The sequence below is a fragment of the Sphingomonas sp. RIT328 genome (genome assembly GCF_000632225.1).
GTDB classification, from domain to species: Bacteria; Pseudomonadota; Alphaproteobacteria; order Sphingomonadales; family Sphingomonadaceae; genus Sphingomonas; species Sphingomonas kyungheensis.
Window position 1 is genome coordinate 14,835 of the sequence record NZ_JFYV01000026.1, and the last position, 26,603, is coordinate 41,437.

Here is a 26,603-nt window from a genome sequence, read left to right on the forward strand (position 1 = left end):
GCGGGTCGACCATGCCCCGCATGGTCAAGGATCGTCCGGGGGACGGTCCGACCCGCTGCTCCGTGCCGGGGAGGAATTGCCGCCCCTCACGCATCCTCGGCCACCGGCTCGCTCGCATCGCGCCGCGACACCCGCACCGCCTCTTCCGCGGTGGTCAGCCCCTTGCGCACCAGCGTTTCCGCCGCCTGCGCAAGGTTCGGCGTCCGCGCGAAGGCATGCGCGGCGATCGCGGTCTCGTCGGCGCCATCGTTGATGTAGCGGCGGATGGTATCGTCGACGCGCACCGCCTCGAAAACGCCGATCCGCCCCTTGAAGCCGGTATGGTTGCACGCCGCGCAGCCGACCGCCTCATAGACGACCGCCTCGGGCTCGATGCCGAGCAGCCCGGCGACGCCGTGCGCGCCGGACACCGGCCGCCGGCAGGCGGGGCAGAGCCGCCGCACCAGCCGCTGCGCGATCACCGCGCGCAGCGTCGAGGCGAGCAGGAACGGCTCGACCTTCATGTCGCGCATCCGGGTGATCGCGCCGACCGCGTCGTTGGTATGGACCGTCGACAGCACGAGGTGGCCGGTCAGCGACGCTTGCACCGCGATCTCGGCGGTTTCGCGGTCGCGGATCTCGCCGACCATCACCACGTCGGGATCCTGGCGCAGGATCGCGCGCAGCCCCGCGGCGAAGGTCAGCCCGACCTTGGGATTGACCTGCGTCTGCCCGACGCCCTCGACCGCATATTCGACCGGATCCTCGACGGTGAGGATATTGCGGCTGCCGTCGTTGAGCAGCCGCAGTGCCCCGTAGAGCGAGGTGGTCTTGCCCGAACCGGTCGGCCCGGTGACGAGGATGATGCCGTTGGGCTCGGCGAGCGCGCCGCGCAGCAGCGCATACATGCCCGCATCCATGCCGAGCGCGTCGAGGTCGATCCCGGCATTGTCCTTGTCGAGGATACGAAGCACGACGCGTTCGCCCGCCCGGCTCGGCAGCGTCGAGACGCGCACGTCGAGCAGCTTGCCGCCCAGGGTCAGCCCCATGCGTCCGTCCTGCGGCACGCGCCGCTCGGCGATGTCGAGCCGCGCCATCACCTTGATGCGGCTGACCACGACCGGCGCGACGTGCGGCGGCATGCGCAGCGTCTCGCGCAGCACGCCGTCGATCCGCATGCGCACGATCAGGCCGGTCTCATAGGGCTCGATATGGATATCCGACACGCCGTTGCGCGCGGCATCGGCGATGATGCCGTTGATCAGCCGGATCGCCGGCGCGTCGTCGGCGGTGTCGAGCAGGTCCTCGGCGGTCGGCAGGCCCTCGGCGAGACTGTCGAGCTCGTCGCCCATGCCGACCGCGGCGAGCGCATTGGCCTGGCCGTCCATCGCATACTGATCGGACAGCAGCCGGTCGAACTGCGGCGCCTCGACCACTGAGACGTCGAACGGGCGGGCGAGATAGCGGCGCACCTCGATCAGCGCTTTGGGATTGGCGCCGGCGCGCAAGGCGACGGTGAGGTGCGTGTCGCTCTCGGTATGGGTGACGACGACGCCGTGCCGCCGCGCAAAGCCATAAGGGATGGCGAGCATCGGCAGCGGCTCGACCGGCGCGGTCGCCGCCGCATCGATGACGAGCTGTTCGGGCGCGGCGAGCGCCTCGCCGGTGCGGATGATCATGCCGATACCTCGCCTTTCCGCGTCACGCTCGACCGATGCCGGGACGCCAGCAGCCAGATGGGGAGGCCCCCATCCCTCGTCATCCCCGCGGGGGCGAGCCGCGATGGGCCCACGAGGTCCGCGCCTCCGGTTTTACGGCGGCGTCGGGACGACATAGCGACGGAGCACACCATCCCCTCTTCTGTCATCCCCGCGCAGGCGGGGATCCATAGACGCAGGTGCGGCGACAAAGCCGGGAGATTAGCGTGTCTGGATCCCCGCCTGCGCGGGGATGACGATCCGGGGGGAGGAAGCGAACACCCTCCCCTCGGCGTTGCGCGGGACGAAACGGTGCGGAGGCATCCAACCGTCCGCCCACGCTCCGCCACCGGCCGGTCCGAGCGACGGACCGCCGGCCCGCGCCGGCCTGCCGATCCGCGCGTCCTCACCGCTCCCTCGGCCGGATGACCTTGGTGGTGTTGTGCTGGATCGGCACCGCGATGCGTGGATCGTCGATATTGCCCGGCACCGGCGCGGAGGGGATCGGCGCCGCCGCCCCCAGATAGTCGCGGACGAGCTGGTCGATCGACGGCTCCTCGTCGGGCGACTGCAATCCCTGTTGCAGCCGGATATAGCCGTAACGCTGCTCGGCGAGCTTGCGGCTGTCCGCCGCGCTGCGCAGGATGGTCGGTCGGATGAAGATCATCAAATTGGTCTTGTTGCGCGACTTGGCCTTCGACTTGAACAGGTTGCCCAGCACCGGAATGTCGCCGAGGAACGGGATCTTCTCGATCGTCCGCCGCTCCTCGTCGCTGAGCAGCCCGCCCATCACCGCGATCTGCCCCTCGTCGACGGTCAGCGTCGTCTCGATCTCGCGCTTGTTGAGGATCAGGTCGCTGTTGTCGCTCGACACCGGCCCGGCGATCGAACTCACCTCGAGGCGCAGGATCAGCTTGACCGTGCCGGACGAATTGACCTGCGGCCGCGCGGTCAGCTCGATGCCGACATTCTCGCGCTGCGTGGTGCGGAAGGTATTGTCGAAATTGTTCGACAAGGCCTGCCCGGTGGTGATCGGAATCTCCTGCCCGACAAGGCTGTGCGCCTCCTGATTGTCGACGGTGACGAGGTGCGGCACCTGCAGCAGGTTGGAGGTGGTGTCGCTCTTCACCGCATTGATGATCGCGCCGAACAGCACGTCGCCGATCTTGCCGCCGAAACCACCGAAGCCGCCGGTCGAGCTGAGGATCGAATTGAGCGCCGACTGGGTCAGCGTATCCGACGCGGTATTGTTGGTGACGGTGGTGACGACGCCGTTGGCGACCGTCGTCGTCGTATTGTTCGACAGCTCGCGCGCGCCGATCGCGCCGGCGATCTGGAGGATGTTGGGCGCGCTGTTCGAGAAGGTCGAGGCGGCGAAGGCGCCGCCGGACGGATTGGCGAGCACGAATTGCGCGCCGAGCTTGTTGACCGTCGCGTCCGAGACTTCGGCGACGATCGCCTCGATCAGCACCTGCTCGCGGCGCGTATCGAGCTGGCGGACGACATCCGACAGCTGCCGCTGGATATCGGCGGGGGCGGCGATGACGATCGCATTGGCGCCCTGGAAGCGCGTCACCACCGCGGCGGAGCGCCCGCCCTCGGTCGAGATCGCCGGGCGGCCGTTCCCCGTCGTCGTGCCGCCGGCGTTGCTCGTCTGCTGCACCGGTGCCTGCGTCACCTGCCGCTGCTGGCTCGTGTTGCTGCTGCCGCCGGTGCTGCTGCCGAAGCCGGTCTGGGTGCGCGACAGCTGCGTTTCCTGCACCGCGTCCGGCGTCTGGCCGACGAGCTGCTGGAGCACGGGCAGCAATTGCGCCGCATCGGCGTTTTCGAGGAAGACGACGCGGATCTCGGTGCCGTTCTTCGCCTTCTGATCGAGATCCTGCGCGACCTGGACGAGCCGCGCGACGCTGTTGACGTCGCCGCGGATCACCACCGAATTGCTGCTGTCGACCGCGGTGACGGTGGTGCCGACGCCGCCCTGCGCGCCGCCCTGCCCGCCCGGTGCGCCGGTGGCGAGCCCTTGCAGCGCCGCGGCGATCTCCTTGGCCGAGGCGTTCTTGAGCGCGACGACGCGGGTCGAGGCATTGTCGGCATCGACACGGCGCAGCACTTCGCGAATGCGGCGGATGTTGTCGCCGAAATCGACGATGACGAGGCTGTTCGAGCCGCGGTTGGCGCTCACCGCGCCCTGCGCACTGACCAGCGGCCGCACCGTCTCGATCGCCTGCGCCGCGTCGATCGAGCGCAGGCGGATGATCTCGGTGACGAAGCTGTTGCGGTTGGCGCCCGCCGCACCGATGCGGCTCGGCTGCGAGGCGGCATTGTCGATCGGTTGGATGCGGAAGGCGCCATTGCCGGTCGGCACCGCGACCAGGCCGTTGGCGCGCAGCGTCGACAGGAAGGTCTCGAAATATTCGGACCGGCTGAGCGGCCGGTCGGTGACGACCGTCACCTTGCCGTTGACCCGCGCGTCGATGATGAACGTCCGCCCGGTCACCTTGGCGGCATCGGCGATGAAGGCGCGGATATCCGCATCGCGGACGTTGAGCGTGGTCTGCGCGGTCGCCGCGACCGGCAGCGCGAGCCATGCGGTGGACAGCAGCAGGGCGGAAGCGAAAGTCTTCATGTGGGTCTTCATCGATTGGGCGCGATCGTGATGGCGAGCGCGAGCGTCTGCGACCCACGTTCTACGGTGATGGGGATGTTGCCGCCACCGGCGAAATCGGCGGTGACGCGGTCGAGGTCCTGCGGGCCGCTGACCGGCCGGCCGCCGATCGCGGTGACGACGTCGCCGTCGCGCAGGCCGGCGTTGCGGAACAGCGCGCCCGAACCCTGCGGCCGGACGACGAGGCCGGAGATACGCCCCGAATCGATCCGCGGGATGAAGCCGATCTCGCTGCGGATCTGGTCGGCGCGGATCGGCGCCGCGCCGCCGGGCGGCGGCGCGAGCGGCGCACCGGGGATCGGGCCGGTCTGGCCGAGCCCGCCCGATCCGACCGGCGGCGGTGGCGGCGCGTCGGACTGGACGAGGAACAGATCCTCCGCCGTGCCGCCGCGATCGATGGTGATATGATCGAAGGCGACCGCCTTGAGCCGCACGCCCGGCTGGATCTCCTCGCCGACCGCGACGCTCTTCTGGACATTGTCCGGCCCGGCGAGGATCGCGGAGCCGCGCCCCGACGCCTCGTCGACGCGGATGCCGAACAGCGTCAGTTGCAGCGCGGTCACCGTCGCCGGCCCCTGCGGCGCGCCACCGAGCCGGAAGAAGGGATCGAAGCCGGCGAGCACATCATAGGGCCGCCCCGGCACGCTGACCGTCGCCGGACGCCAGTCCCCCAGCGGCGACACCGGCGTCACCAGCGTCCACACCAGCCGTGCGCTCTGCGTCGCCAGCCCTGCGATCAGGAGCAGCTCGGCCAGCGAATAGACGTTCACGACGGGCAGGCGGCGCACCAGGCGCCGCGTGCGCGCGTCGAGTTTCAAGCGCATGAAGTCATCCCGTCCCGCAGCGTCGGCCTACGCATGGCATGTTACGGTTTAGCGGCAAAGGGGGATCATAGCGTGACGACGCGGGTCGCGAGCCGTTCGGCCTCCTCGGGATCGTGTGTCACCATCAGCATCGGCAGCCGCGCCTCGTCACGCACGCGGAGCAGCGCGTCCATGATCTCGGCGCGGCGCGGCCGGTCCAGCGACGACAGCGGCTCGTCGAGCAACAGGAAGGCGGGATCGCTGAGCAGCGCCCGGCCGATCGCGACGCGCCGCGCCTCGCCGCCCGACAGCGTCCGCGGCCAGCGATCGAGCAGATGCCCGATGCCGAGCATCGCCACCGTCGCCGGCAGCGCCCGCTCGTCGCGCGCGCCGTACAGCAGATTGGCGCGGACGCGGCGATGCGGGAACAGCCGCGGGTCCTGGAAGACATAGCCGGCGCGGCGATGCTGCGGCGGCACGTCGACCCCGGTCGCGGCGTCGAACAGCACGCGCCCGGCCACCGAAATGCGACCGCGGTCGGGGCGGAGCAGCCCGGCGACCATGTTGAGCACGCTCGTCTTGCCCGTCCCCGACGGACCGAACAACATGGTCAGCCCGTCGCCGGCGACGCAATCGAGCGCGATTTCGGCCTCGCCCAATCGCTTGGCGACCTGGATCTCAAACGCCATGCAGCCCCCGGCGGACGCGGCGCGTGAGCCATTCGGAGGCGAGCAGCGCAGCGAAGCTCACCGCGACCGCAATTCCCGACAATCGCCATACCGTCGCCTCGGCGCCCGGCTGCTGCAACGCCGAATAGATCGCCAGCGGCAGCGTCTGCGTCTCGCCGGGAACGTTGGAGACGAAGGTGATCGTCGCGCCGAACTCGCCGATCGAGCGCGCGAAGCCGAGCACCGCACCGGCGAGCACGCCGGGCAGGCTGAGCGGCAGCGTCAGCGTCCAGAACACCCGCCACGGCCCTGCGCCGAGCGTGCGCGCCGCATTCTCCAGACCCGCGTCGACCGCCTCGATCGACAGCCGCATCGCCCGCACCATCAGCGGCAGCGCCATGATCGCCGCCGCGATCGCGGCGCCGGTCCAGCGGAACAGCACGCTGATCCCGAACCAATGCTGCAACAGGCTGCCGACCGGCCCGGCCGGCGCGAAGGCGAGCAGCAGCAGCCAGCCGGTGACCACCGGCGGCACCACCAGCGGCAGATGGACGAGCGCGTCGACCAGCACCTTGCCCGGAAACCGCACCCGCGCGAGCAGCCAGGCGAGCGCGAACGCCGGCGGCAGCGCCGCCGCCATGGCCACCGCGCCGACGCGCAGCGACAGCGCGAGGATCGTCCATTCGTCGGCGGACAGCATCAGCGCGGCGCGAAACCGTATCGCGCGAAGATCGCCTTGCCCGCGCCGCTGACGAGGAAGCGGCGGAAGCGCTCGCCCTCCGGGTTGCGCGACGCGGTGAGCCGCGCGACCGGATAGGTGATCGGCGGATGGCTCGCTTCGGGGAAGACGCCGGCGATGCGGACGCCGGGCGCGGCGCGCGCATCGGTGGCATAGACGATGCCGAGCGGGGCCGCGCCGCGTTCGACCAGCGTCAGCGCGGCGCGCACGCTGTCGCCGCGGACGACATGGGGCGCAACCGCGCTCCAGACGCCGAGCGCCCGCAATGCCGCCTCGCCATAGCGCCCCGCGGGCACCGGCGCATCCGCCATCGCGAGCGGCCCGCGGCTCAGCACGCGCGCGAGGGCTGCGGCGGGGCGCAGCGGGATGCGCACGCGGTCGTTCCTGTCGGCGACGACGACGAGGCGGTTGCCGAGGAAGGTGACGCGGCTGCCGGTGACGATCAGACGCCGGGCGGCGAGCTCGTCCATCCACTGCTGGTCGGCGGAGACGAAGAGATCCGCCGCGCCCCCCGCCTCGACCTGCCGCGCCAGCGCCGAGGAGGCGGCGAACGACACCACCGGCCGCGGATGCCCCTGCTTGGCCCAGGCATCGGCGGCGGCGTTCATCCCTTCCTGCAGGCTCGCGGCGGCGAGCACCAGCGGCGCGCGCTGCGCGACGGCCGGCGCGGCGAACGTCAGCGCGAGGATGAGCAACAGCGGACGGATCATGACGGCACCCGGATAGGAAGACTGTATTCCGCCGTATACAAGGCTTTGCGCCGACGCGACCGTCCTTTTGTCAGTTTGGCTAGGTGACGCCCGACGCCTGCGCGACCAGCTCCTGACTGCGGTCGACGATCAACCGCAACGCCCTGGACGCCCGAACCCGGCGTCAAAGGCGTCATGACGCTCATCAATTCGAACCACTGTGCCCTACATGCCGCGACTTACGGTCAGTCCTGCGATTGACGTTGCCCCAAGCAGGAAAGGGGCAGGCTCATCCTGTCTCCACCCCGCTCACGACGCGCTCACCCGCCCGGTCCGCTGCAATTTGCCCCAACCGACCATCGGTCCGCGCAGCGCCTGCGCGATCGCCTTGAGCACGACATAATACATGATCTGGCGATAGCCGATCCGCTGCGGCACCAGCAGCCACAGCAGGCGCCAGCGCTCGCGCCGTTCGAGTGCGAAGGCGATCGTCGCAGCGAGCAGATCGATCGCGGTGAACACCAGCCAGAAGGCGAGCATCGTATAGACGTCGTGGCTGGTCTGCGCCCAGCCATGCGCCTGGATGTCGAGATAGGTGACGACGAAGCTGACGAGCAGCGCGAGATCGATGATCGGGCTGATCGCGGCGAGCAGGATCTGGAAGACGATCGCCTGCGGCAGGCCGATCCAGCCCAGTCCGCGAGGGCTGCTGCGGCCGATCGCCGAACGATGCTTCCACAGGCATTGCAGCGTGCCGAACGCCCAGCGGAACCGCTGTTTGGCGAGCGCGCGGAACGTCTCGGGCGCCTCGGTCCAGGCGATCGCATATTGATCGTACTGGACGCGCCAGCCGGCACGCTGGATGGCGACGGTGAGGTCCTGATCCTCCGCCAGCGTGTCGTGCGGATAGCCGCCGACCTGGCGGATCGCGGCGAGCCGCCACGCGCCGACCGCGCCGGGCACGACGGTGATCGCATCGAGCCGCGCGAAGGCGCGCCGTTCGAGATTCTGCGCGGTGATATATTCGAGCGCCTGCCATTTGGTGACGAGATTGACGCGGTTGCCGACCTTGGCATTGCCCGCGACCGCCCCCAGCCTGGGATCGTCGAACCAGCGCGCCAGCCGCGCGATCGTCGTCGGCTCGAACTGCGTGTCGGCGTCGAGCGCGATGACGATCTCGCCCTTGGCGTGCTCGAGTCCGGTGTTGAGCGCGCGCGCCTTGCCGCCGTTGACGAGCGTGAGCAGCCGCACGCGCGGATCGTCGCCGAAGGCGGCGCTGACCACCGCGGAGGTCGCGTCCTTCGACCCGTCGTCGATCACGATCACCTCGACCGCGACATCGACCGAGGCGAGCACGCCGCGCACCGCGCGCTCGATCACCCGCTCCTCGTTATAGGCGGGGATCAGCACGGTGACGAAACGGACGGGATCGATCGCCGGGAACACCGTCCGGCCCTCGCGCCGCGCCTGGATCAGCGCCAGCGCGGAGAGCGCCAGCGCGCGCAGGATGCCGATGGTAATCGCGATCATGAACAGCCAGCGCAGCCCCACCGCGATCCCGCCGAGTGCGCTGAACAGCGCGAGGTCGACGTTGGCGGCAAGCTGGTCGCTCGCGCTGATCGGCGGCATCGAGGCATGGCGCGACAGGCCGGCGAGCGTCGAGACGGGCACGAATCGATACCCGAGCGCGCGCAGCCGGTCGATGATCACCGGCAGCGCCGCGACCGTCTCGGCACGATTGCCGCCGGCGTCGTGGAGCAGGATGACGTTGCGGCTGCAATCGGCATCCGAATCGCCGTCGCAGGTCTTGGGGCCGCTGGTCACGCGGTCGATCGTCGCGTCGATGATCTGCTGGACGCCCGGCCGCTTCCAGTCGCCGGGGTCGACGTGCAGGCCGACCGAGACATAGCCGCGCTCCTGCGCCTGCAGCGCCGGCTCGATCTCGTCCGCGGTCGACGGTTCGGCGTCGCCGAAATAGGGCGCGCGGAACAGCCGCAGCGAATGGCCGGTGAAGGCCTGGAACAGCCGCTGCGTCGCGTTGAGCTCGAACCACACCTGCCCTGGCGAGACGGTGGCGAGATTGGGATGGGTGTAGGTGTGGCTGCCGATCTCATGCCCCTCCGACACCATGCGTTGCAGCAGCGACCGCTGGGTCAGCGCATTCTCGCCGATGATGAAGAAGGTCGCCGGGGCGTGCTTCTGCTTGAGCACGTCGAGGATCTGCGGCGTCCATTTCGGATCGGGGCCGTCGTCGAAGGTCAGCGCGAGCAGGTTCCTGCGATAGCCGGTGCGATCGACCTCATAGGCCTTGGGCAGACGCTGGAACTGGACGTCGGCGATCGTTCCGCCCGGCCCGGCGATCGCGCGGCGCTCGCCCGGCACGGGGGTGGCGGCGATCTTCAATATCTCGCCGGCGCCCTCGATGTCGGTGATCGTGCCGGCGGGGATCGAGTCGATCGCCGAGACCGCCGGCAGGCTGCGGTGATCGCGCCCGAACACGGACCACAGGCCCGGGTCCTCGGCGCCGAGCCGCCACAGGGCGACGCTGCCGATCCCGGCGCGATGCAGCAGCGCGATCTCGTTATAGGCGGAGGCGGCGTCGAGCAGCCAGACGACATGGCGGCTGCCGCCGTCGCTATAGGCGAAGCTGCTGTTGCCGCTCGCCCGGTCGAACGCCGGCATCGCCCCCGAATCGCGCGCATTCTGCCACGCCTCCTCGACGCCGAGCGGATCGCCGCCGCCGTCGTGCCAGTCATAGGCATAGGAGCCGATCGCGACGACCAGCTTGGCGGCGGGGATGCCGCGCGCGGCGCTGGCGACGCTCTCCGCGAACCAATGTTGCGAGGCGATCGGGCCGGCGGGGCCGCTCGGCTCGTGCTCGTCATAGGCCATCAGGAAGATCTTGTCGGTGACCTTGGCATAGGCTGGCAGGTTCCAGTCGGGATCGGCGACCGGCGCGGCGATCGAGACGCTCCAGCCGTGCGGGGCGAAGCGTCGCTGCGCCTCGGCGAGGAAGGCGCGGTAATTGGCCTGGGCGCTCGCCGGCAGTTCCTCGAAGTCGAAGAAGGCGCCGCCGGCGCTGTTGGCGGCGAGCCACGGCACCAGCCGGTCGAGGAACGCGGCGCGCGCCCGCGGGTCGGCCAGCATCGCGGCGGTGCCCGCACCGTCCCATTCGCCGTTGCTGGCGTTCTGGACCATCGGGATCACCACCGGGCGATGCACCGCGCGGTTGAGGATCGCCCGCCCGGCGGTATCGCGCAACACCTGGATGCGATGGTCCGGCCCGGTCACCGATACCCAGCCCGGGATCACCCAGTCGAGCTGATCGACATGCCGTTCGAGGCTGGCGGCGCTCGACTGGTCCCAAGGCGTATGGAAGGCGATGGCGAGATTGGGGTTGCCGGCGCTCGCCTTGCCGCCGCGACCGGTGCCGAACAGCTGGCCGGCATAATAATCGAGCCCGCGCTTGGCCCGGCGGATCACGCCATGCGGCGGCGCGAGCCGGCGCAGCGCCGGCCGCTCGACCTCGACCGGCAGCAGCGGCGCGCGGGGCACCGCGCCGATCGACACCGCGAACACCGCCACCGACAGCACCAGCAACGCCACGAACGCGACGACGCCGAGCGTGAAGCGCCGTTTGCGCCGGCCACTGGCGTCATAGAATATGGGATGCTGGGGCATGAACGAGGAACTCCGGATAGATCGCTGTGCAGCGGGATGGATGGCGGATCCGCGTCAGCGGCGTGACAAAGCCGTCACTTGCCGCGATCGGTCCGCCCCTGCGCACCCGTCCCCGTCGTCCATCGCTCATTCCCCTGCGGCCACGTCGCCGTCAGCGCGGCTTATCCCAGCGCACCGGCGCGAGGGCAATATGCCGTGGCGGGGTGCGACTGTCGTAGCAACTGTCCGCTCCGAAGCGTGACCAGTATTCCTGCGAACGCAGGAATCCAGAGCGAAACAAAACACCGGCGGTTCCGTTCGCCGCCCTGGGCTCCTGCGTGCGCAGGAGCACGGGACGCCCGTTCGAGGGCGGCTATTCTCTCGACGGTCCGCGCGATCTCCGACGACGTTCGGATCGAGCGGCCTTGGCGACCGCCACCCCGCGCATCGTCGCGCGTCACCCCACCGTCAGCACCGTACTCCCCCGCGTCTCCCCCTGTTCGAGCGCGCGATGCGCGTCCGCCGCCCGTTCGAGCGGGAAGCGTTGGCCGATCTGCGGCCGGATCGCGCCCCGGCGCAGCATCGCGAAGACGCGGTCGACGCCCGCGCGCCGCTCTTCCGGCGTGACATAATAATCGAACAGCGTCGGCCGGGTGACGAACAGCGACCCCTTGGCCGCCAGCGTGCCGAGCGACACGCCCGTCACCGCACCGCCGGCATTGCCGTAGCTGACGATCAGCCCGCGCCGCGCCACCGAATCGAGCGACGCCTGCCACGTCGCCTGGCCGACGCCGTCGAACACCGTCGCGACGCCCTCGCCGTGCGTGATCTCGCGCACCCGCGCTGCGACATCCTCGTCGCGATGGAGCAGCACGCGGTCGGCGCCGGCGGCACGGGCATGATCGGCCTTGGCGGCGGTGCCGGCGGTGCCGATCACCGTCGCGCCGATCGCCTTGAGCCAGCCGACGAGCAATTGGCCGACGCCGCCCGCCGCCGCCCAGACCAGCACCGTCTGCCCCGGCTGGACGCGCGCGCAGCGATCGACGAGGCATTCGGTGGTGCAGCCCTTGAGCAGCAGCGCCGCCGCGGTCGCGTCGTCGATATCGTCGGGCAGGTGCAGCAGCTGCCGCGCCGCGACGTTGCGCGCGGTCGCATAGGCGCCGCGCGCCGGGCCGAAGGTGCCGACGCGGTCGCCGACGGCAAAGCCCTCGACGCCCTCGCCCACCGCCTCGACCACGCCCGCCGCCTCGCTGCCGAGGCCGCTCGGCAGCTCGACCGGATAGACGCCGCTGCGATGATAGGTGTCGATATAGTTGAGCCCGACCGCATGGTGCCGCATCCGCACCTCGCCCGCGCCGGGCGGCGGCAGGTCGATGTCGACCCATTCGATCACTTCGGGGCCGCCGGTACGGGTGATTCGTGCCACGCGATCGCTCATCGTCTTCGCTCCTTCGTCCGCCGCTCCGAACCGTTCGGGGCGGGCGCCGGTTGCACGACTCAGCGCGGCACCGCAAACCAGATGGTGTGCATCGCGCCCTTGCCGTTGCTGCGCGCGCGGACGGTGACCTCGTCGACGGTGAAGCCGCCCTCGCGCAGCCGCCGGGCGAACGCCGCATCCTTCGCCGCCGACCAGATGGCGAGCACACCGCCGGGGGTCAGCGCTGCGCGCGCCGCGGCGAGGCCGCGCGCCGCATAGAGCCGGTCGTTGGCGGCGCGGACCAGCCCGTCGGGTCCGTTGTCGACATCGAGCAGGATCGCGTCATAGGCGCGCGGGGCTGCGGCGATCACCTCCGCGACGTCGGCGAAGGTGACGGTGACGCGCGGATCGTCGAGGCAGCCGTCGGTCAGCGCCGCCATCGGCCCGCGCGCCCAGTCGACGATCTGCGGCACCAGCTCGGCGACGGTGACGCGCGCCTGCGGCCCCAGCCGGCCGAGCGCCGCGCGCAGGGTGAAGCCCATGCCATAGCCGCCGATCAGCAGATGCGGCGCCGGCCGCCCCAACCGCTCGATCGTCATCGTCGCGAGCGCCTCTTCCGATCCGCTCATCCGGCTGTTCATCAGCTCGTTGCGGTCGAGCACGATCATGTAATCGGCGCCGCGCCGGAACAGCCGCAGCGGCTCGCCGCCCGGCACCTCGGCGGTGTCGATCAATTCGCGTGGCGTCATCGCGGCTCCCTTCGCGTGCAAAGCCGGCGCTTTATCGCGGCTGGTGGCGCGCCGCGACGGGCGTTTTTGCCAATTCGGGCGTTTTGCAGTAACGGCCACCGCCGAGACACTCTCACAATCGACAGGATCATCACGCCTCACATGTCAGCCTACAAGCCCCAGACGTTCCAGGAGCGCGCCGCGCTGTCCGCCAAAGCCAAGCAGGCGGCGCTCGAGAAGCTGCGCGCCAAGCCACCGCTCGACCCGGCGATCGTCGCCGCCCGTGTCGCCGCCGCCGAGGCGAAGGAAGCCGCGCTCGCCAAGGCGCGCGCCGAGAAGCAGGCAGCGCGCGAGCAGGCGATCGCCGAGAAGAAGGCCGCCGCCGAAGCCGCCGCCCTCGCTGCGGCAGAAGCCGCCGCCAAGGCCAAGCCCAAGATGCCGACCGAAGCCGAGATGAAGGCGGCGCGCGACGCCCGCTACGCCGCCCGCAAGCAGCGCGCCGGCAGGAAATAACGGGACGTCCTCCTAGCCTGTCGAAGCGGCAGGGCATTTACCTGCCCTTCGTCAGGTCAAGGTGAGGCGGAAGAGGCGGCGAACGCCCCACCTTCGTTTGCGCCGAGCCTGTCGAAGCGCACTGTCCCACAAGGACGCGCGCCTGCGGAGACCCGCCTTTCGACAGGGTCCGGGCCAATGGTCAGATGACCTCATCCCTCCTTGCACTGTCGGTCGAGGCGCCGCGGGGCGAATGGGTCCCCCGCCTCAATAATCCTTCGACACCCGCACGTTCGCGCTCTGCCGCCCGAGCGTCGAGATGCTCGACAGCAGCGACAGCCAGCGCGTCACCTGGAACTCGACCTGCGTCGCCGAATAGCCCTGCCCGTCGGTGACGATCTCCGCATAGAGCCGGCGCGTGACGTATTTGCCCGCGGCGATCGACGTGCTCTGCCCGGTCTGCGGATCGGCAGGCAGGATGCGCAGCCGGTCGAGTCCCGCGGCGCGGCGCACCGCGTTGATCGGGTTGAGGCCGTTGCCGCCGTTCTGCAACGCCGCCACCGCCGCGGCGAGTTGCAACGCCTCGGGCGCGGACAATTTGGTGATCGAGGTGCCGAACAGCAGCCGCGACAGCAATTCGTCCTCGGGCAGCGCCGGCGTGCTGGTGAAGCCGATCTCGGGCTTGAGCGCGGTGCCGGTAACGCGGATCGTCGCGGCAAGGCCGGTGCTGTCGGCATTGGCCTCGATGTCGAGCACCGGATTGGCCGGCACCTCGCCGGCGAAGCGGATCACGCCGCGCGACAGCTGGAACTTGCGCCCGGCGAATTCATAATCGCCGCGGATCATGTTCGCCTGGCCGGTGATCGCCGGATTGCCCGGCTGGCCGGCGATGCCGAGGTCGGCGGACCATTCGCTCGACAGGCCGAGGCCGCTGACGATCACCTTGTCGGGCGCGCGCGCCTTGATCGCCAGCGTCCACGGCGTGACGGGCGTATCATCCTCCTCGCCGCCGTCGGGCAGGTTGATCTCGCGAACGTTGAGCCGTGGCAGCGCCGCCGCCGCGCTCGCCTGGCCGAGCCGGTAGCGGCTGCGGTTGAGCACGATGTCGCCGGCGATCGTCCCGCCCTTGCCGTCGGAGGTGAAGGTGAGCGGGCCGGTGACGGTCGCGCCGATATCGTCGCGGTTGATCATCACCGCATGATCCGCCTGAAGCTTGAGCGCGAGGCCGATGCCGTGCGGCGCGGCGAAGTCGAAATCGCCGCTGCCGGCGACGCGGCCGCCCTTGCCGGCGTCGGCGGTCAGCCGGTCGATGACCAGCCGCGATCCGTTGAAGCGGCCGTTCGCCTGGACGTTGGTCAGCACGGTGCCGGTGTTGGCGCTCTCGATCCGCGCGCCATTGGCCTGCAGCACGCCGCGGATCAGCGGCGCGCCGATCCGGCCGCTGACGTCGGCGCCGATCGCCACCGGGCCCGACAGGTCGAACAGTTCGAGCCCGGTCAGCCGCCACACCGTATCCGCCGGCCCCGAATAGCGCAGCTGCGCGAACAGCGGCGCCGCCGCGATCCGGCTGGCGAGGTCGCCCGAGCCGAGCGGCTTGAGCAGCGCCTGGGCGCGGCCGATCGTCTTGCCGCCCGACGCCATCACCACGCGCACGCCCAATCGGTCGGCGGAGAGGATGCCGGCGAGACCGAGGTCGATCGGCCGCGACGACAGCACCAGCCCGGCGCGGCTCAGCCCACGGACGGTCAGATTGGCCTTGCCGGTCGGCGCACGATCGGCCCCGGTCGCATAGCTGAACGTCCCCGACGCGGTGCCGCCGAGGCCGAGCCGCGGATAGCCGATATCGAGGATCGCCAGCGGCATGCCCGTCAGCGCGGCGTCGAGCGACAGCGCATCCGCAGCATAATGGCCGCCGACCTCCGCCTCGCCGCCGGCGAAGCTCAGCCGCGTCGGCGCGAGCCGCCAGCCGTCGCCCTCACGACGGATGTCGGCGGGCGCGAGCAGCCGCAGCGGGCGGCGGTCGAGCGTGCCCTGCGCGGCGACCGACAGATGATCCTGCGCCATCTGCGTCACCGTCTGGATGTCGAAGGCGCGCCCGCGCGATCCGGCGATCGACGCGCGCACCTCGCCGACGCCGCCGCGCAGCTTCGCCGTGCCGGCGAAGCGCGCGAGGCTGAGTCGCCCGAGCCGCACGCCCGCACCGCTGGTGGTGAGATCGAGCGCGGTGCCGGCGGGATCGAGCAGCAGCGCCGCGTCGACGCGGCCGCGGCGCAGCGTCGCGCTGCCGAGCTGCGCGTCGGCCGCGCTGAGATGCGTCTCGATCCGCTGCACCGTGCCGACCGGGCGGAACAGCAATTCGCCCGCCAGCCCGCCGCCCGCCACCGCGAGCCGCCCGGTGAAGCCGCCATGGCCGATCGTCAGCCGGCCGCTCGCCGCGGTGCCGCTCACCGCCAGCCGGTCGACGACCAGAATGTCGTCGACGCCCGGCGGCAGCAGCAGGATCGATCCCGCCAGCGTGAACGGCCCGAGCCGCGATTCGCCCGCGGCGCGATAGGTGAAGCCGCTCGCCGTCGGATCGAGATGCGCGCGCACCTGCGACAGGCCGAGCGCCGCATTGGGGCTGGCGAATTGCAGGTCGAGCGTCGGCCGGTCGATCTTGCCGTCGAGCCGCATCACCACCGGGCCATAGGTGGCATGTCGCCCGCTCGCCTCGATATGGAAGGTATCGTCGGGACGGCGATAGCCGTTGCCGCGCAGGCTGAGCAGCGGCGAGGTCAGCACCATGTCGGTGAAGCGCAACAGGCCGTCGGGGGTGCGTTCCAGGCCGGCGCTGATCCGCGGCAGGCCGCCGGTCAGGCCGCGCAGGAAGCCGTTGTCGAGCCGCACGACCTGCGCCGTGCCGCGCCCGACGATGCGCGTGCCGCGCCCCCCCGCCCCCGGCACGACGCGCAGGTCGGAGCGCAGGTCGACGATGCCGAGCCCCTTGATGAACAGGCGGTTGAGCGTGCCGTTGAGCCCCACCTCATAGCGGCCGGTGGCGAGATCGAGCGCGACCATCAGCCGCCCGTCGAGCTGGTCCGAGCGCAGCCGCAGCGAATCACCGGTGAGCAGTGAGCCCTTCAGCATCAGCGGCCCGTCGAGGCTGAAATGCCGCAACACGCCGCCCGCGACGGTGCCGACGCCGGTGACCTGCGCCGCGGTGAAGCGCGTCGGCAGCACGAGCTGCCGCTGGCCGAGCCGGCCGCTGCCGGCGAGCCGCACCTCTTCGAGGCCGGTCCGGTCGATCGCCAGCCGGTCGGCGCGCAGCCGGTAGTCGAAGCGGGCGCTGCGGAAATCGCCGTCGATCACCGCGCGCGCGGCGACGCCGCTGCCGGTCATCGCCGGAATGATCGCCGCCGGCCGCAGCAAACGCGCGCTGAGCCGCAGATTGCGCCACGCCCCCGCACCGAGATCGGCGAGGCCGGTCGCCTCCAGCGCCAGCGCCGGGCTGCGCAGCGTCAGCCTGCCGTCGAGCCGCCGATCGGCGAAGCGCGCCTGCCCCTGCACGCGCAGCCGCGGTGCGGCGAGGCGCAGCGCCGCGCCGCTCAGCAGACCGGTCGGCACCAGGTCGCCCGCCAGCGTATAGCGGCCATCGTCGGCAGCGAGCGCGAGATCGAGCGCGCGCGCGCTACCGATCCGGCCGACCGCCCGCCCGCGCCAGCGCGTCCAGCCGCCCGACCCGTCGATATCGAAGGCAACGGCACGCCGCAGGCCGAGGCTGCGCGACAAGACGCCGCCGGCGCGCCCCGCCGCGCTGGCATCGAGATCGAAGCGACCGGCATCGGGCTCGGCATCGAGGCGCAGCGTGAGCCGATCCGATCCGGCGACGCTGGCGGCGAGCCGCACCAGCGCGCGGCCGCGGCGGATGTCGGCACGGCCGGCGATCCGCCCGACCCGCGCGGTGCCGAGCACCGGCTTGGCGAGCACCAGCCGCTCGACGTCGAGGGCGCGGATGCGGATGTCGAAATCGGGCAGGATCGGCCCGGTGCGCGGCATCGCCCGGGTATGCGGCGCGTGGAACAGCACCGCCCGCGGGATCGCCAGCCGATCGATGATGAGCTGATGCCGCAGCCAGCGCCACGGCGACCAGTCGAGCGCGACGGTCGGCGCCTGCACCAGCAGGCCGTCGAGATCATAGACGCGCACGTCGCTGAGCCGCGCCCGGTCATAGAGCGAGCCGTCGATCCGCCCGATGGTGAAGCGCAGGCCGTTGGCGGTGCGGATCGCGCCGATCCGCTGCGCCACCCAGCGATGGCCGATGCCGGTGTCGACCACCGCCAGCGCCAGCGCCGCAAGCGCGAGCAGTCCGGCGAGGGCGAGCGCGATCCGGCGCAGCGCGCGGCTCAAAAGGCCTGCCCCAGCGAGACGTAGACGGCGATGCGGCTGTCGCCCGGCTGCGGATTGAGCGGCGTGCCGACGTCGAAGCGGATCGGGCCGAAGTTGGAATAATAGCGCACGCCGACGCCCGCGCCATATTGGAAGTCGCCGAGCCCCGGCACCGCGCTGGTATAGATGGTGCCGCCGTCGAGGAACGGCACGATGCCGAAATTGCCGAAGGCGCGCACCCGCGCCTCGATCGAGAATTCGGCGAGGCTGCGCCCGCCGATCGGATCGTTGTTGACGTCGCGCGGCCCGATCGCCTGATAGCCATAGCCGCGCACCGACGCGCCGCCGCCGGCGTAGAAGCGCCGCGACGGCGCGATGCTGTCGCGCGAGGCGCCGAGGATCGAGCCCAGCCGGATCCGCTCGGCGAGCACCAGCCCGCGCCGCGCCGGCTGATAGGCGCTCGCGTCGATCTGCACGCGCGCATAGCCGAACGCGTCGTTCTCCAGCGAGAATTCCGGGCTGACCCGACCGCCGAGGCGGAAGCCGCGGGTCGGGTTGAGCAGATCGTCCGATCCGTCGTAATTGAGGCTGGTCGGCGCGGCGGCGATATAGAAGGTGCGGCGGCGCGGCTCGCCGGTCGCGGCGATGACGTCGCGCTCGTCCGAACTCAGCACCTCGCCGCCGAGCGACCAGGTCCAGGCCTTCTGGAAGAAGATCGTCGTCTGCCGCTCGATATTGGCGGCGACGGTATAGGTCTTCGCCTCATAGGCATCGCGCTGGACGTGGCTCGCGGAGATCTGCGCGGTCAGCACGCGGTCACGGTCGCCGAAATTGTTGCGGCGGAAGACGACGCTGCCGAGCTGCTCGCGCGTGCCGAGCACGCTGCGCAGGGTGAGCGCGCCTTCGGGCGGGAACAGGTTGCGATGCGTCCAGTTGAGTTCGGCACGCGCGCCTTCACCGGTGCCATAGCCGAGCTCGCCGGCGATCGTATGCACAGGTGCGGCGCCGAGCTTGACGCCGATGTCGACCACCCCCGGCGCGTCGGCCGGGATCGGCTTGACCTCGACCGAGGAGACCAGCCCGGTCTGCACCAGCGCGCGGCGCAGATCGTCGAGCGTCGTCGCATCGAACGTGTCGCCGGGGGCGAGCCGCGAAATCTCCTGGACGTGATCGGGACCGAAAACGCGGTTGCCCGGCAGCGCGACGAACTTGCCGAACCGGCTTTGCGCGCCCGGCGCGACCTGGAGGTCGAGCGTCGCGGTCTTGCTGGCGTGGTCGACGACGATCTGCGGTTCGCCGACATCGGCGAAAGGGAAGCCGGTCTGGCCGATCCGCGCCGTCAGCCGCGCGGTGCCGGCGACGATCGCATCGGCATCGACCGGGTCCGAAGGCTTGACCCCGAACGCCTCGCGCAGCGGCGCCGCCTTGTCGCCCGCCGCGGCAAGACCGCCGAGCGTCACGTCCCTGAGCCGGTACAGCGTCCCCGGTTCGGCGGCGAGCACGACCAGCGGCTTCGTCCCCGGCTCGACCCGCGTCGTCACCCGTGCGTCGTAATAACCCGCGCCGCGCAGCAGCGTCTGCAACAGGTCGGCATCCTCGCGGGCGCGGCGGTCGAGCTGCGCGGCGTTGGCGGCGCTGCCGTCATTGGCGCTGAGCGTCGACAATTCCTCGAAGCGCTTGCGCAGCAACGGCGTCGCGCTGGTGTCGATGCCGTCGATCCGCCACGCATAGCGGCGCTCGGCGGCGCCGTCGGTCGCGGCGGCCGTCGTGCTGGCGGGATCGTTGCCGAGTTCCGGCCAGGCGACGCCGATATCGGGCAAGGGCGCGAGCGGGGCATTGGGATCGAGCGGCACCTCCGCCGGTGCCGTCTGCGCCGCCGCCGGGCCGGGAAGAAGGAGCACGGCAGTCGCGCCAAGCCCGAACCACCCCAAACGCAACAGCATGGCGCCGTCCTAGCGTGCGTCGCCGGCCTGCAACAGTCCCATATCCGGCGGTTTCGGCCTCAATCGGCCCCGCTTATCGTTCGCCCGGGCGCGCCGCCGCGGCAGCCGCCAGCCCGACCAAAGTGGCGCTTGCCTCGGCCCGCCACGCGCGCGAAGCCGGAAACCATGAGACCGATGCTGACGATCGCCGCGCTCGCCGCGACGCTGACCGCCGTCCCCGCCGCGGCGGAGGACCAGTTCAAGCTGCTGGTGATCGCCGCGCCGAGCACCTACCATTACGAATATATCCCGGTCGCGCGCGACAGCATCGAACGCCTGGCGCGGCTGCATGCCTTTGCCGTCACCTGGTCCGCCGACGGCGCACCGTTCGACGGCGACCTCGGCCCATATGCCGCGGTGATGTTCCTCAACACGCCGCCCGAGACGCTGAGCGAGCCGCGCCGCCGCCGGTTCGAGGCCTATATGCGCGGCGGCGGCAATGCGATGGTGGTGCACCGCGCCGCGATCGTCCCGGCCGCCGCCTGGCCGTGGTATGAGCGGATGGTCGGGCGCAGCTTCGTCAACCACCCCAAGCTGCAGACCGCCGCGGTCACCAAGCTCGACCCGCGCTTTCCCGCGACCTTCGCGCTGCCCGACCGCTGGATCTGGAGCGACGAATATTACGTCACCACCAATCCCTATCGCGTCACCATCCACCCGGTGCTCGGCGTCGACGAGACGAGCTACGACCCGACGCTGATCTGGCCCGGCCAGGTCGGCCGGCCGATGGGCAAGGACCATCCCGAGGCCTGGTATCATACGTACGAAAAGGGCCGCGTCTTCGTCACCCTGCTCGGCCACAATGCCGACATGTACCGGGACGGGCGGTATCTGGATCACCTGCTCGGCGGGATCTGGTGGACCGCGACGGGGCGCGGGATCGGCTGAGACCGGCGTGTGGCGCTGCCGGCGCCGCGCCTAGTGCACCGTCCCCACCGCCGTATCCGCCACCAGCAGCGCGACCAGCCGGCCGGTCTGTCGCCAGCGGCAGAAGTGGACGACATTGCCGATGTCGCGCATCCGCCCGGCGCGGATAGCCGCCTCGACCGGCGCGTCCTCGCCGAAGCGGGCGATCAGGTCGGTCGCCTCCGCCACCTGCTGCGCGTCGTCGAGGTGGATGGCGATGGCGGGATCGGTGTGCATCCCCGTGCCGTTACACGCGCCGTGCCATATGGTGAGGACGCGCGGAACTGGCGGAGGACGATGGTAAACCGCCGCCGCGTCGCCGTCCCGCCCGTCCCGTCGGGGGACGCTGGCGTCTCGCCGCGGGACGTGGCAGGGACGGGCATGGCCGAAACCCCTCCCTCCGCCGCGGGCGGCATCCTCGTCGCGATCTGTTCGATCGGGGGTGCGATCGTCGGCCTCATCCAGGGGCAGGTGACGATCGGCTTTCTCGCCGGGCTGGCGATCGGCGCGGCCGGCGCGATCGCGGTGTGGCTGCGCGACAGCCGCCGCTGATCAGCGCGGCGCGCGCATCAGCCAGACGACGCGTCCGATCACCTCGACCGCCCCCGCCGGCACCGGCGGCGCAGCGGGATTGTCGCTGGTGACGGTGATCCGCCCACCCCGCCGCGCGACGCGCTTGACCATCACCGTGCCGTCGATCCGCACGACGTGCACGCGCGGTTGCGCATCGGGGCGCGCACGGGCGCGGTCGACGACGATCAGATCGCCGTCGATCAGCCCCGGCTCCATCGAATCGCCCCGCACCCGCACGATCGCCGCCATGCCGTCGCGCAGGCCGAGCTGCGTCGCCAGCGCCGGATCGAGCGCCGCCGTGCCGAGCACGATCTCGGTATCGACGAACGCGCCCGGCCCCGCCGAGGCGGCGACGTCGAGCCGCGGCAGCGCGAACAGGCGCGGCGCGGCCGGACCGCCCAGCTCGCTGTCCGCCACGCCGAAATAGTCGCTCAGCCGCCGCCGATCGTCGTCGGCGAGCCGGCGTGGCGATCCGCGCGCGACGAACTGCTGAAGATAGGCATCGTTGCGCCCGAGCATCCGCGACAGCGCGGCGAGGCTGTCACCCCGCGCCGCGGCAAGGGCGGTCAGCCGCCGGCGGGGATCCTCCGCGTCCATCGCCCGCGACCGTATCGTAGGAAATTTTCCTAGACAAGTTGGAAAGACAGGAACAGATCAGGAACGTAATCGCCGGACTCGGGAGGGAAGCCATGTCATTGCTGCTCAGGATCGATCGCTATCTCCGCCGTTCGCGCATGTCGCGCAGCGAGTTCGGCAAGCGCACCGTCAACGACCCGCGACTCGTCACCGACATGGTGCGTGGGCGCGTCGTCGGCCCGTCGGTCGAGGCGCGGATCATCCGGTATCTCGACGGAGCGGGGGCATGATGCACATGACGCTGCCGCACCGCCGCCTGCACCGCGCGCTCGGCGCAAGCGCCGCCTGCCATGGCCTGACGTTCCATCCGCTCGGACTGCACGAACGCCCCTGGTCGAGCGCGACCTTCACCGGCGTGCGCCTGACGATCGACCTCGCCATCGCCGGTGGCGACGCCGCGGCGTGGCTGGACGCTCTGCCCGAGGAGGATCTGCCCGTCCCCGCCGCGATCGTCGCCGACCTGATCGTCACACGCCGCCGCGGCGACCGCGCGACGCTGGAGGTGCTCCTGCTGGAGCAGTGAGGCCGGTTGCGATAGGCTGCCGCGATGACGATCACCTATCGCAGCTACCTGCGCCTGCCCGAGCTGCTCGACCTGCAATCGCCGCTCAGCGGCGTGCATGACGAGCTGCTGTTCGTGACGATCCACCAGGCGTCCGAATTGTGGATGAAGCTCTGCCTGCACGAACTGGGCGAAGCGCGGCGGCGGATCGCGGCGGACGATCTGCCGCCCGCGCTCAAGATGATGGCGCGGGTCAGCCGCATCCAGACGCAGCTGATCCAGTCGTGGGAGGTGCTGGCGACGATGACGCCCGCCGATTATGCCGCGATGCGCGGCAGCCTCGGCCAGAGTTCGGGCTTCCAGTCGGATCAATATCGCTGCCTCGAATTCATCCTCGGCAACCGCAATGCGGCGATGATCGACCTGTTCGACGAGCCGGCGGTGCGCGAGCGGCTCGCCGCCGAACTCGCCGTGCCGAGCCTCTATGACGAGGCGCTGCGCCTGCTCGCGCGCCGCGGCTTGCCGGTGCCGGCCGAGCGGCTGGCGCGCGACTTCACCGTCACCGCGCCGCCTTCGCCGGCGGTCGAGGCCTGCTGGGCGACCGTCTATGCGCAGCCGCACGCCTATTGGGACCTGTACGAGCTGGCCGAGAAGCTGGTCGACCTCGAATATCACGTCCAGCTCTGGCGCTTCGGCCACCTCAAGACGGTCGAGCGGGTGATCGGCTTCAAGTCGGGCACCGGCGGCACCGCGGGCGTGCCCTATCTCGCCCGCGTCGTCTCGCACCGCTTCTTCCCCGAGCTGCTCGACGTCCGCACCAGCCTGTGACGCAGGGCTTGCCCCGCCCCGCCTTCCCCCGTACCGGGCCTTCCAAAAGGAGATGATGATGGCGGGCATGGGCAAGTTCGACTGGGCCGATCCCTTCCTGCTCGACGACCAGTTGAGCGAGGACGAGCGGATGATCCGCGACACCGCGTGCGGCTATGCGCAGGACCGGCTGGCGCCGCGCATCGTCGCCGCCTTCCGCGACGAGCATACCGATCCGGCGATCTTCCGCGAAATGGGCGAACTCGGCCTGCTCGGCCCGACCCTTCCAGAAGAATATGGCGGTGTCGGCGCGAGTTACGTCGCCTACGGCCTCGTCGCGCGCGAGGTCGAGCGGATCGATTCGGGGTACCGCTCGATGATGAGCGTCCAGTCGAGCCTCGTCATGTATCCGATCTTCGCTTATGGCTCCGAGGAGCAGAAGCGCAGCCTGCTGCCGCGCCTCGCCAGCGGCGAGTTCATCGGCTGCTTCGGCCTGACCGAGCCCGATGCCGGCTCCGACCCCGGCGGGATGACCACCCGCGCGCGCAAGGTCGACGGCGGCTATGTCCTCAATGGCGCCAAGACCTGGATTTCGAATTCGCCGATCGCGGACGTCTTCGTCGTCTGGGCCAAGTCGGACGCGCATGGCGGCGCGATCCGCGGCTTCGTCCTCACCAAGGGAATGAAGGGCCTGTCCGCGCCCAAGATCGAGGGCAAATTGTCGCTGCGCGCGTCGATCACCGGCGGCATCGTGATGGACGATGTCGAGGTCGGCGACGACGCGCTGCTGCCGCATGTCGAGGGGCTGAAGGGCCCGTTCGGCTGCCTCAACCGCGCGCGTTACGGGATCAGCTGGGGCGCGCTCGGCGCCGCCGAATATTGCTTCCACGCGGCGCGCCAATACGGCCTCGACCGCAAGCAGTTCGGCACGCCGCTCGCCGGGCGGCAGCTCTATCAGAAGAAGCTCGCCGATATGGAGACGGAGATCGCGCTGGGCCTGCAGGCCAGCTTGCGCGTCGGGCGGCTGATGGACGAGGGCCGGTTCGCGCCCGAGATGGTCTCGCTGGTCAAGCGCAACAACGTCGGCAAGGCGCTCGACATCGCCCGGGTCAGCCGCGACATGCACGGCGGCAACGGCATTTCCGGCGAATATCAGGTGATGCGCCACCTGATGAACCTCGAAACGGTCAACACCTATGAGGGCGCGCACGACGTCCACGCGCTGATCCTCGGCCGCGCGATCACCGGGATCGCGGCGTTTTGACCGAGGCGGCGGGGCGCGCGCATCCGCTCGCCGGCCTCAAGGTGCTCGAGCTGGCGCGCATCCTCGCCGGCCCCTGGGCGGGGCAGGTGCTCGCCGACCTCGGCGCCACCGTGACCAAGGTGGAGAGCCCCGCCGGCGACGATACGCGCAGCTGGGGCCCGCCCTTCGTCGACTATCCCGACGGCGGCCGCGACGCCGCCTATTTCCACGCCTGCAACCGCGGCAAGACCAGCGACGTCATCGACTTCACCACCGCCGCGGGGCAGGCGCAGGTCCGCGCGCTCGCCGCCGGGGCCGACGTGCTGATCGAGAATTTCAAGGTCGGCGGCCTCGCCAAATACGGGCTCGACTATGCCAGCCTGTCCACGCTCAATCCCCGCCTCGTCTATTGCTCGATCACCGGCTTCGGGCAGGACGGCCCCTATGCGGCGCGCGCCGGCTATGACTTCATCGTCCAGGGAATGAGCGGGATGATGGACCTGACCGGCGATCCCGACGGCGCGCCGCAGAAGATCGGCGTGGCGATGGCCGACATCACCACCGGCCTCTATGCGGTGATCGCGATCCAGGCGGCGCTGGCGATGCGCGAGCGGACCGGGCGCGGCCAGTGGATCGACATGGCGCTGCTTGATTCGATGACCGGCGTGCTCGCCAATCAGGCAGCGAATTATTTCGCCAGCGGCGTCACTCCGGCGCGCGTCGGCAACGCCCACCTCAACGTCTGCCCCTATGCGGTGTTCGAGACGAGCGACGGCTGGTTCATCCTCGCGGTCGGCAACGACGGCCAGTTCCGCCGCTTCTGCGCGATCGCCGGGATCGACGCCGACGATCCGCGCTATGCCAGCAACGCGCTGCGCCTCGCCAACCGCGAGGCGTTGTTCGCGCAGATCACCGCGGCGACGCGGACCTTCGCGCGCGACGATTTGCTCGCGCGCCTCGCCGCGGCCGGCGTGCCGGCGGGACCGATCAACTCCGTCGAACAGGCGCTTACCGATCCGCAGATCGCCGCTCGCGGCCTGGTGATCGGGTCGGACCCGATCCGCGGCCTGCGCACGCCGATCCGCTTCTCCGACGCCGCGCTCGCCTGCGACCGCCCTGCCCCCCGGCTCGGTTCGGGCGATGACGAGCGGTGACGGTCTGGCGACATGCCGGGCTTTGCGGCTAAGGGCCGGACATGGCGCGCCTTACCGTCAACAACCAGCCGGTCGAATATCGCCTCGATCCGGAGACGCCGCTGCTCTGGGCGCTGCGTGACGCATCGAACCTCACCGGCACCAAATATGGCTGTGGCACCGGCGATTGCGGCGCCTGCACCGTCGATGTCGACGGGCGGGCGGTGCTGTCGTGCCAGGTCGCGATCGGGCGGATCGAGGGCAGCTTCGTCACCACGATCGAGGGCCTGTCGCGCGAGCGCAACCACCCGTTGCAGCTCGCCTTCCTCGCCGCCAACGTGACGCAGTGCGGCTTTTGCATCCCCGGCATGCTGATGGCGGCGTCGGTCCTGCTCAACCATCGTCCCGACCCGAGCGAGGCGGATATCCGCGGTGCGATCCGCAACCTGTGCCGCTGCGGCGTCTATCCGCGGCTGATCGAGGCGATCCAGCGCGCCGGCCGTGCCGCGCGGGGTGAGGAGACGATCCCCGCCGGCGCCCGCCCGGGTATAGACCCGGCCGATGCGGCGCGCGTCGTCCCCGCTTTGGTCCCGCCCAAGCTTTCGCAACGCTGACAGAGGTATTCAGCTTCGTCACAGCGGCTGTGGTGCAAGTATCGGTCATCATCCGGGCCGGCTCGTGCGCCGGCGGACGAGGACGAAGGACGATGAAGACCGTGATCAAGGCGCTGCTCGCCGCATCGATGCTGATGCCCGTGGCGGCACAGGCGCAGGATGGCCGGCGCAACTGGGATCAGCGTGGACCCGACGGACCCGGCCGCCCCGGCCCGCGGCCGGATGACCGCGGCCCACGGCCGGACGACGGCGGTCCGCCCCGCGTCGCCGATCGTGGCTGGCAGGGCCGTGGCGATCGCCCCGCC

At 70.8% G+C, this 26,603-nt stretch carries 22 protein-coding genes and 1 pseudogene; 10 read left to right on the forward strand and 13 right to left on the reverse strand.

Annotated features, from left to right (window positions below; all coding sequences use genetic code 11):
* Window positions 1-86 precede the first annotated feature (86 nt).
* The 9 genes from BW41_RS12700 to BW41_RS12740 form a co-directional block, all read right to left on the reverse strand.
* Window positions 87-1,658, reverse strand: coding sequence for a GspE/PulE family protein (locus BW41_RS12700; protein WP_081793084.1), 1,572 nt, complete (start codon window positions 1,656-1,658; stop codon window positions 87-89).
* Between the two features lie 424 nt (window positions 1,659-2,082).
* Complete coding sequence (gene gspD / locus BW41_RS12705) at window positions 2,083-4,302, reverse strand: type II secretion system secretin GspD (protein ID WP_037534914.1); 2,220 nt, start codon at window positions 4,300-4,302, stop codon at window positions 2,083-2,085.
* Window positions 4,303-4,310: 8 nt separating this feature from the next.
* Window positions 4,311-5,165, reverse strand: coding sequence for a type II secretion system protein N (locus BW41_RS12710; RefSeq protein WP_037534891.1), 855 nt, complete (start codon window positions 5,163-5,165; stop codon window positions 4,311-4,313).
* Between the two features lie 65 nt (window positions 5,166-5,230).
* Window positions 5,231-5,833 (reverse strand): ATP-binding cassette domain-containing protein, encoded by a 603-nt coding sequence (locus BW41_RS12715; protein WP_037534892.1) that lies wholly within the window; start codon window positions 5,831-5,833, stop codon window positions 5,231-5,233.
* The gene (gene modB, locus BW41_RS12720; protein WP_037534893.1) at window positions 5,823-6,512 is read right to left on the reverse strand and encodes a molybdate ABC transporter permease subunit; all 690 of its coding nucleotides are present in this window, start codon (window positions 6,510-6,512) and stop codon (window positions 5,823-5,825) included. Before modB ends, BW41_RS12715 begins: the two co-directional genes overlap by 11 nt.
* On the reverse strand, window positions 6,512-7,261 hold the full coding sequence (modA, locus tag BW41_RS12725) for a molybdate ABC transporter substrate-binding protein (protein ID WP_037534894.1): 750 nt from the start codon (window positions 7,259-7,261) through the stop codon (window positions 6,512-6,514). The genes modB and modA overlap by 1 nt, the downstream gene beginning before the upstream one ends.
* 288 nt (window positions 7,262-7,549) lie before the next feature.
* Window positions 7,550-10,921, reverse strand: a complete 3,372-nt coding sequence (locus BW41_RS12730) for a polysaccharide deacetylase family protein (RefSeq protein ID WP_037534895.1) — start codon at window positions 10,919-10,921, stop codon at window positions 7,550-7,552.
* A gap of 436 nt (window positions 10,922-11,357) precedes the next feature.
* Window positions 11,358-12,338: a quinone oxidoreductase family protein gene (locus BW41_RS12735; RefSeq protein WP_037534896.1), complete on the reverse strand. Its 981-nt coding sequence runs from the start codon at window positions 12,336-12,338 to the stop codon at window positions 11,358-11,360.
* Window positions 12,339-12,397: 59 nt separating this feature from the next.
* The gene (locus tag BW41_RS12740) at window positions 12,398-13,066 is read right to left on the reverse strand and encodes a spermidine synthase (protein ID WP_037534897.1); all 669 of its coding nucleotides are present in this window, start codon (window positions 13,064-13,066) and stop codon (window positions 12,398-12,400) included.
* Window positions 13,067-13,207: 141 nt separating this feature from the next.
* Here BW41_RS12740 and BW41_RS12745 point away from each other — a divergent pair, with 141 nt between their 5' ends.
* On the forward strand, window positions 13,208-13,558 hold the full coding sequence (locus BW41_RS12745; RefSeq protein ID WP_037534898.1) for a DUF6481 family protein: 351 nt from the start codon (window positions 13,208-13,210) through the stop codon (window positions 13,556-13,558).
* A gap of 246 nt (window positions 13,559-13,804) precedes the next feature.
* Here BW41_RS12745 and BW41_RS12750 read toward each other — a convergent pair whose 3' ends face one another.
* Both BW41_RS12750 and BW41_RS12755 read right to left on the reverse strand, forming a co-directional pair.
* Window positions 13,805-17,923, reverse strand: coding sequence for a translocation/assembly module TamB domain-containing protein (locus tag BW41_RS12750; RefSeq protein ID WP_235199757.1), 4,119 nt, complete (start codon window positions 17,921-17,923; stop codon window positions 13,805-13,807).
* Window positions 17,920-19,845: an autotransporter assembly complex protein TamA gene (locus tag BW41_RS12755; RefSeq protein WP_037534899.1), complete on the reverse strand. Its 1,926-nt coding sequence runs from the start codon at window positions 19,843-19,845 to the stop codon at window positions 17,920-17,922. The genes BW41_RS12750 and BW41_RS12755 overlap by 4 nt, the downstream gene beginning before the upstream one ends.
* 165 nt (window positions 19,846-20,010) lie before the next feature.
* On the opposite strand from BW41_RS12755, the gene BW41_RS12760 reads away from it, so the two are divergent.
* Window positions 20,011-20,772 (forward strand): ThuA domain-containing protein, encoded by a 762-nt coding sequence (locus tag BW41_RS12760; protein ID WP_037534900.1) that lies wholly within the window; start codon window positions 20,011-20,013, stop codon window positions 20,770-20,772.
* 30 nt (window positions 20,773-20,802) lie between these two features.
* Here BW41_RS12760 and BW41_RS12765 read toward each other — a convergent pair whose 3' ends face one another.
* Window positions 20,803-21,027, reverse strand: a complete 225-nt coding sequence (locus tag BW41_RS12765; RefSeq protein WP_037534901.1) for a hypothetical protein — start codon at window positions 21,025-21,027, stop codon at window positions 20,803-20,805.
* A 144-nt stretch (window positions 21,028-21,171) separates the two neighbouring features.
* Here BW41_RS12765 and BW41_RS21605 point away from each other — a divergent pair, with 144 nt between their 5' ends.
* The gene (locus BW41_RS21605) at window positions 21,172-21,342 is read left to right on the forward strand and encodes a hypothetical protein (protein ID WP_200870427.1); all 171 of its coding nucleotides are present in this window, start codon (window positions 21,172-21,174) and stop codon (window positions 21,340-21,342) included.
* On the opposite strand, the gene BW41_RS12770 is transcribed toward BW41_RS21605, so the two are convergent.
* On the reverse strand, window positions 21,343-21,960 hold the full coding sequence (locus tag BW41_RS12770; RefSeq protein ID WP_037534902.1) for a S24 family peptidase: 618 nt from the start codon (window positions 21,958-21,960) through the stop codon (window positions 21,343-21,345). It abuts the gene before it with no gap.
* Between the two features lie 92 nt (window positions 21,961-22,052).
* Here BW41_RS12770 and BW41_RS21610 point away from each other — a divergent pair, with 92 nt between their 5' ends.
* From BW41_RS21610 to BW41_RS21615, 7 genes and pseudogenes are all read left to right on the forward strand, one after another.
* On the forward strand, window positions 22,053-22,229 hold the full coding sequence (locus BW41_RS21610; protein ID WP_200870428.1) for a hypothetical protein: 177 nt from the start codon (window positions 22,053-22,055) through the stop codon (window positions 22,227-22,229).
* A complete protein-coding gene (locus tag BW41_RS12775; protein WP_037534903.1) occupies window positions 22,226-22,522 on the forward strand; it encodes a hypothetical protein in 297 nt (98 codons plus the stop codon). The genes BW41_RS21610 and BW41_RS12775 overlap by 4 nt, the downstream gene beginning before the upstream one ends.
* A gap of 24 nt (window positions 22,523-22,546) precedes the next feature.
* Window positions 22,547-23,329: a tryptophan 2,3-dioxygenase gene (locus BW41_RS12780; protein ID WP_037534904.1), complete on the forward strand. Its 783-nt coding sequence runs from the start codon at window positions 22,547-22,549 to the stop codon at window positions 23,327-23,329.
* Window positions 23,330-23,387: 58 nt separating this feature from the next.
* Window positions 23,388-24,572 carry an acyl-CoA dehydrogenase gene (locus BW41_RS12785; RefSeq protein ID WP_037534916.1) on the forward strand — a complete coding sequence of 395 codons (1,185 nt, stop codon included), beginning with the start codon at window positions 23,388-23,390 and terminating at the stop codon, window positions 24,570-24,572.
* Window positions 24,569-25,705: a CaiB/BaiF CoA transferase family protein gene (locus BW41_RS12790; RefSeq protein WP_037534905.1), complete on the forward strand. Its 1,137-nt coding sequence runs from the start codon at window positions 24,569-24,571 to the stop codon at window positions 25,703-25,705. Before BW41_RS12785 ends, BW41_RS12790 begins: the two co-directional genes overlap by 4 nt.
* A gap of 41 nt (window positions 25,706-25,746) precedes the next feature.
* Window positions 25,747-26,298, forward strand: a complete 552-nt coding sequence (locus BW41_RS12795; protein WP_037534906.1) for a (2Fe-2S)-binding protein — start codon at window positions 25,747-25,749, stop codon at window positions 26,296-26,298.
* A 92-nt stretch (window positions 26,299-26,390) separates the two neighbouring features.
* Window positions 26,391-26,603, forward strand: a pseudogene (locus BW41_RS21615) (RcnB family protein); the annotation flags it as partial.

What these genes read in the sequence shown, in the direction of transcription:
- BW41_RS21610 (WP_200870428.1), top strand. Translation starts at nt 22,053, where the DNA reads ATGTCATTGCTGCTCAGGATCGATCGCTATCTCCGCCGTTCGCGCATG.
- modA (WP_037534894.1), bottom strand. Translation starts at nt 7,261, where the DNA reads ATGATCCGTCCGCTGTTGCTCATCCTCGCGCTGACGTTCGCCGCGCCG.
- BW41_RS12770 (WP_037534902.1), bottom strand. Translation starts at nt 21,960, where the DNA reads ATGGACGCGGAGGATCCCCGCCGGCGGCTGACCGCCCTTGCCGCGGCG.
- BW41_RS12700 (WP_081793084.1), bottom strand. Translation starts at nt 1,658, where the DNA reads ATGATCATCCGCACCGGCGAGGCGCTCGCCGCGCCCGAACAGCTCGTC.
- gspD (WP_037534914.1), bottom strand. Translation starts at nt 4,302, where the DNA reads ATGAAGACTTTCGCTTCCGCCCTGCTGCTGTCCACCGCATGGCTCGCG.
- BW41_RS12780 (WP_037534904.1), top strand. Translation starts at nt 22,547, where the DNA reads ATGACGATCACCTATCGCAGCTACCTGCGCCTGCCCGAGCTGCTCGAC.
- BW41_RS21605 (WP_200870427.1), top strand. Translation starts at nt 21,172, where the DNA reads ATGGCCGAAACCCCTCCCTCCGCCGCGGGCGGCATCCTCGTCGCGATC.
- BW41_RS12735 (WP_037534896.1), bottom strand. Translation starts at nt 12,338, where the DNA reads ATGAGCGATCGCGTGGCACGAATCACCCGTACCGGCGGCCCCGAAGTG.
- BW41_RS12715 (WP_037534892.1), bottom strand. Translation starts at nt 5,833, where the DNA reads ATGGCGTTTGAGATCCAGGTCGCCAAGCGATTGGGCGAGGCCGAAATC.
- BW41_RS12740 (WP_037534897.1), bottom strand. Translation starts at nt 13,066, where the DNA reads ATGACGCCACGCGAATTGATCGACACCGCCGAGGTGCCGGGCGGCGAG.
- BW41_RS12730 (WP_037534895.1), bottom strand. Translation starts at nt 10,921, where the DNA reads ATGCCCCAGCATCCCATATTCTATGACGCCAGTGGCCGGCGCAAACGG.
- BW41_RS12775 (WP_037534903.1), top strand. Translation starts at nt 22,226, where the DNA reads ATGATGCACATGACGCTGCCGCACCGCCGCCTGCACCGCGCGCTCGGC.
- BW41_RS12745 (WP_037534898.1), top strand. Translation starts at nt 13,208, where the DNA reads ATGTCAGCCTACAAGCCCCAGACGTTCCAGGAGCGCGCCGCGCTGTCC.
- BW41_RS12795 (WP_037534906.1), top strand. Translation starts at nt 25,747, where the DNA reads ATGGCGCGCCTTACCGTCAACAACCAGCCGGTCGAATATCGCCTCGAT.
- BW41_RS12760 (WP_037534900.1), top strand. Translation starts at nt 20,011, where the DNA reads ATGAGACCGATGCTGACGATCGCCGCGCTCGCCGCGACGCTGACCGCC.
- BW41_RS12785 (WP_037534916.1), top strand. Translation starts at nt 23,388, where the DNA reads ATGGCGGGCATGGGCAAGTTCGACTGGGCCGATCCCTTCCTGCTCGAC.
- modB (WP_037534893.1), bottom strand. Translation starts at nt 6,512, where the DNA reads ATGCTGTCCGCCGACGAATGGACGATCCTCGCGCTGTCGCTGCGCGTC.
- BW41_RS12755 (WP_037534899.1), bottom strand. Translation starts at nt 19,845, where the DNA reads ATGCTGTTGCGTTTGGGGTGGTTCGGGCTTGGCGCGACTGCCGTGCTC.
- BW41_RS12710 (WP_037534891.1), bottom strand. Translation starts at nt 5,165, where the DNA reads ATGCGCTTGAAACTCGACGCGCGCACGCGGCGCCTGGTGCGCCGCCTG.
- BW41_RS12765 (WP_037534901.1), bottom strand. Translation starts at nt 21,027, where the DNA reads ATGCACACCGATCCCGCCATCGCCATCCACCTCGACGACGCGCAGCAG.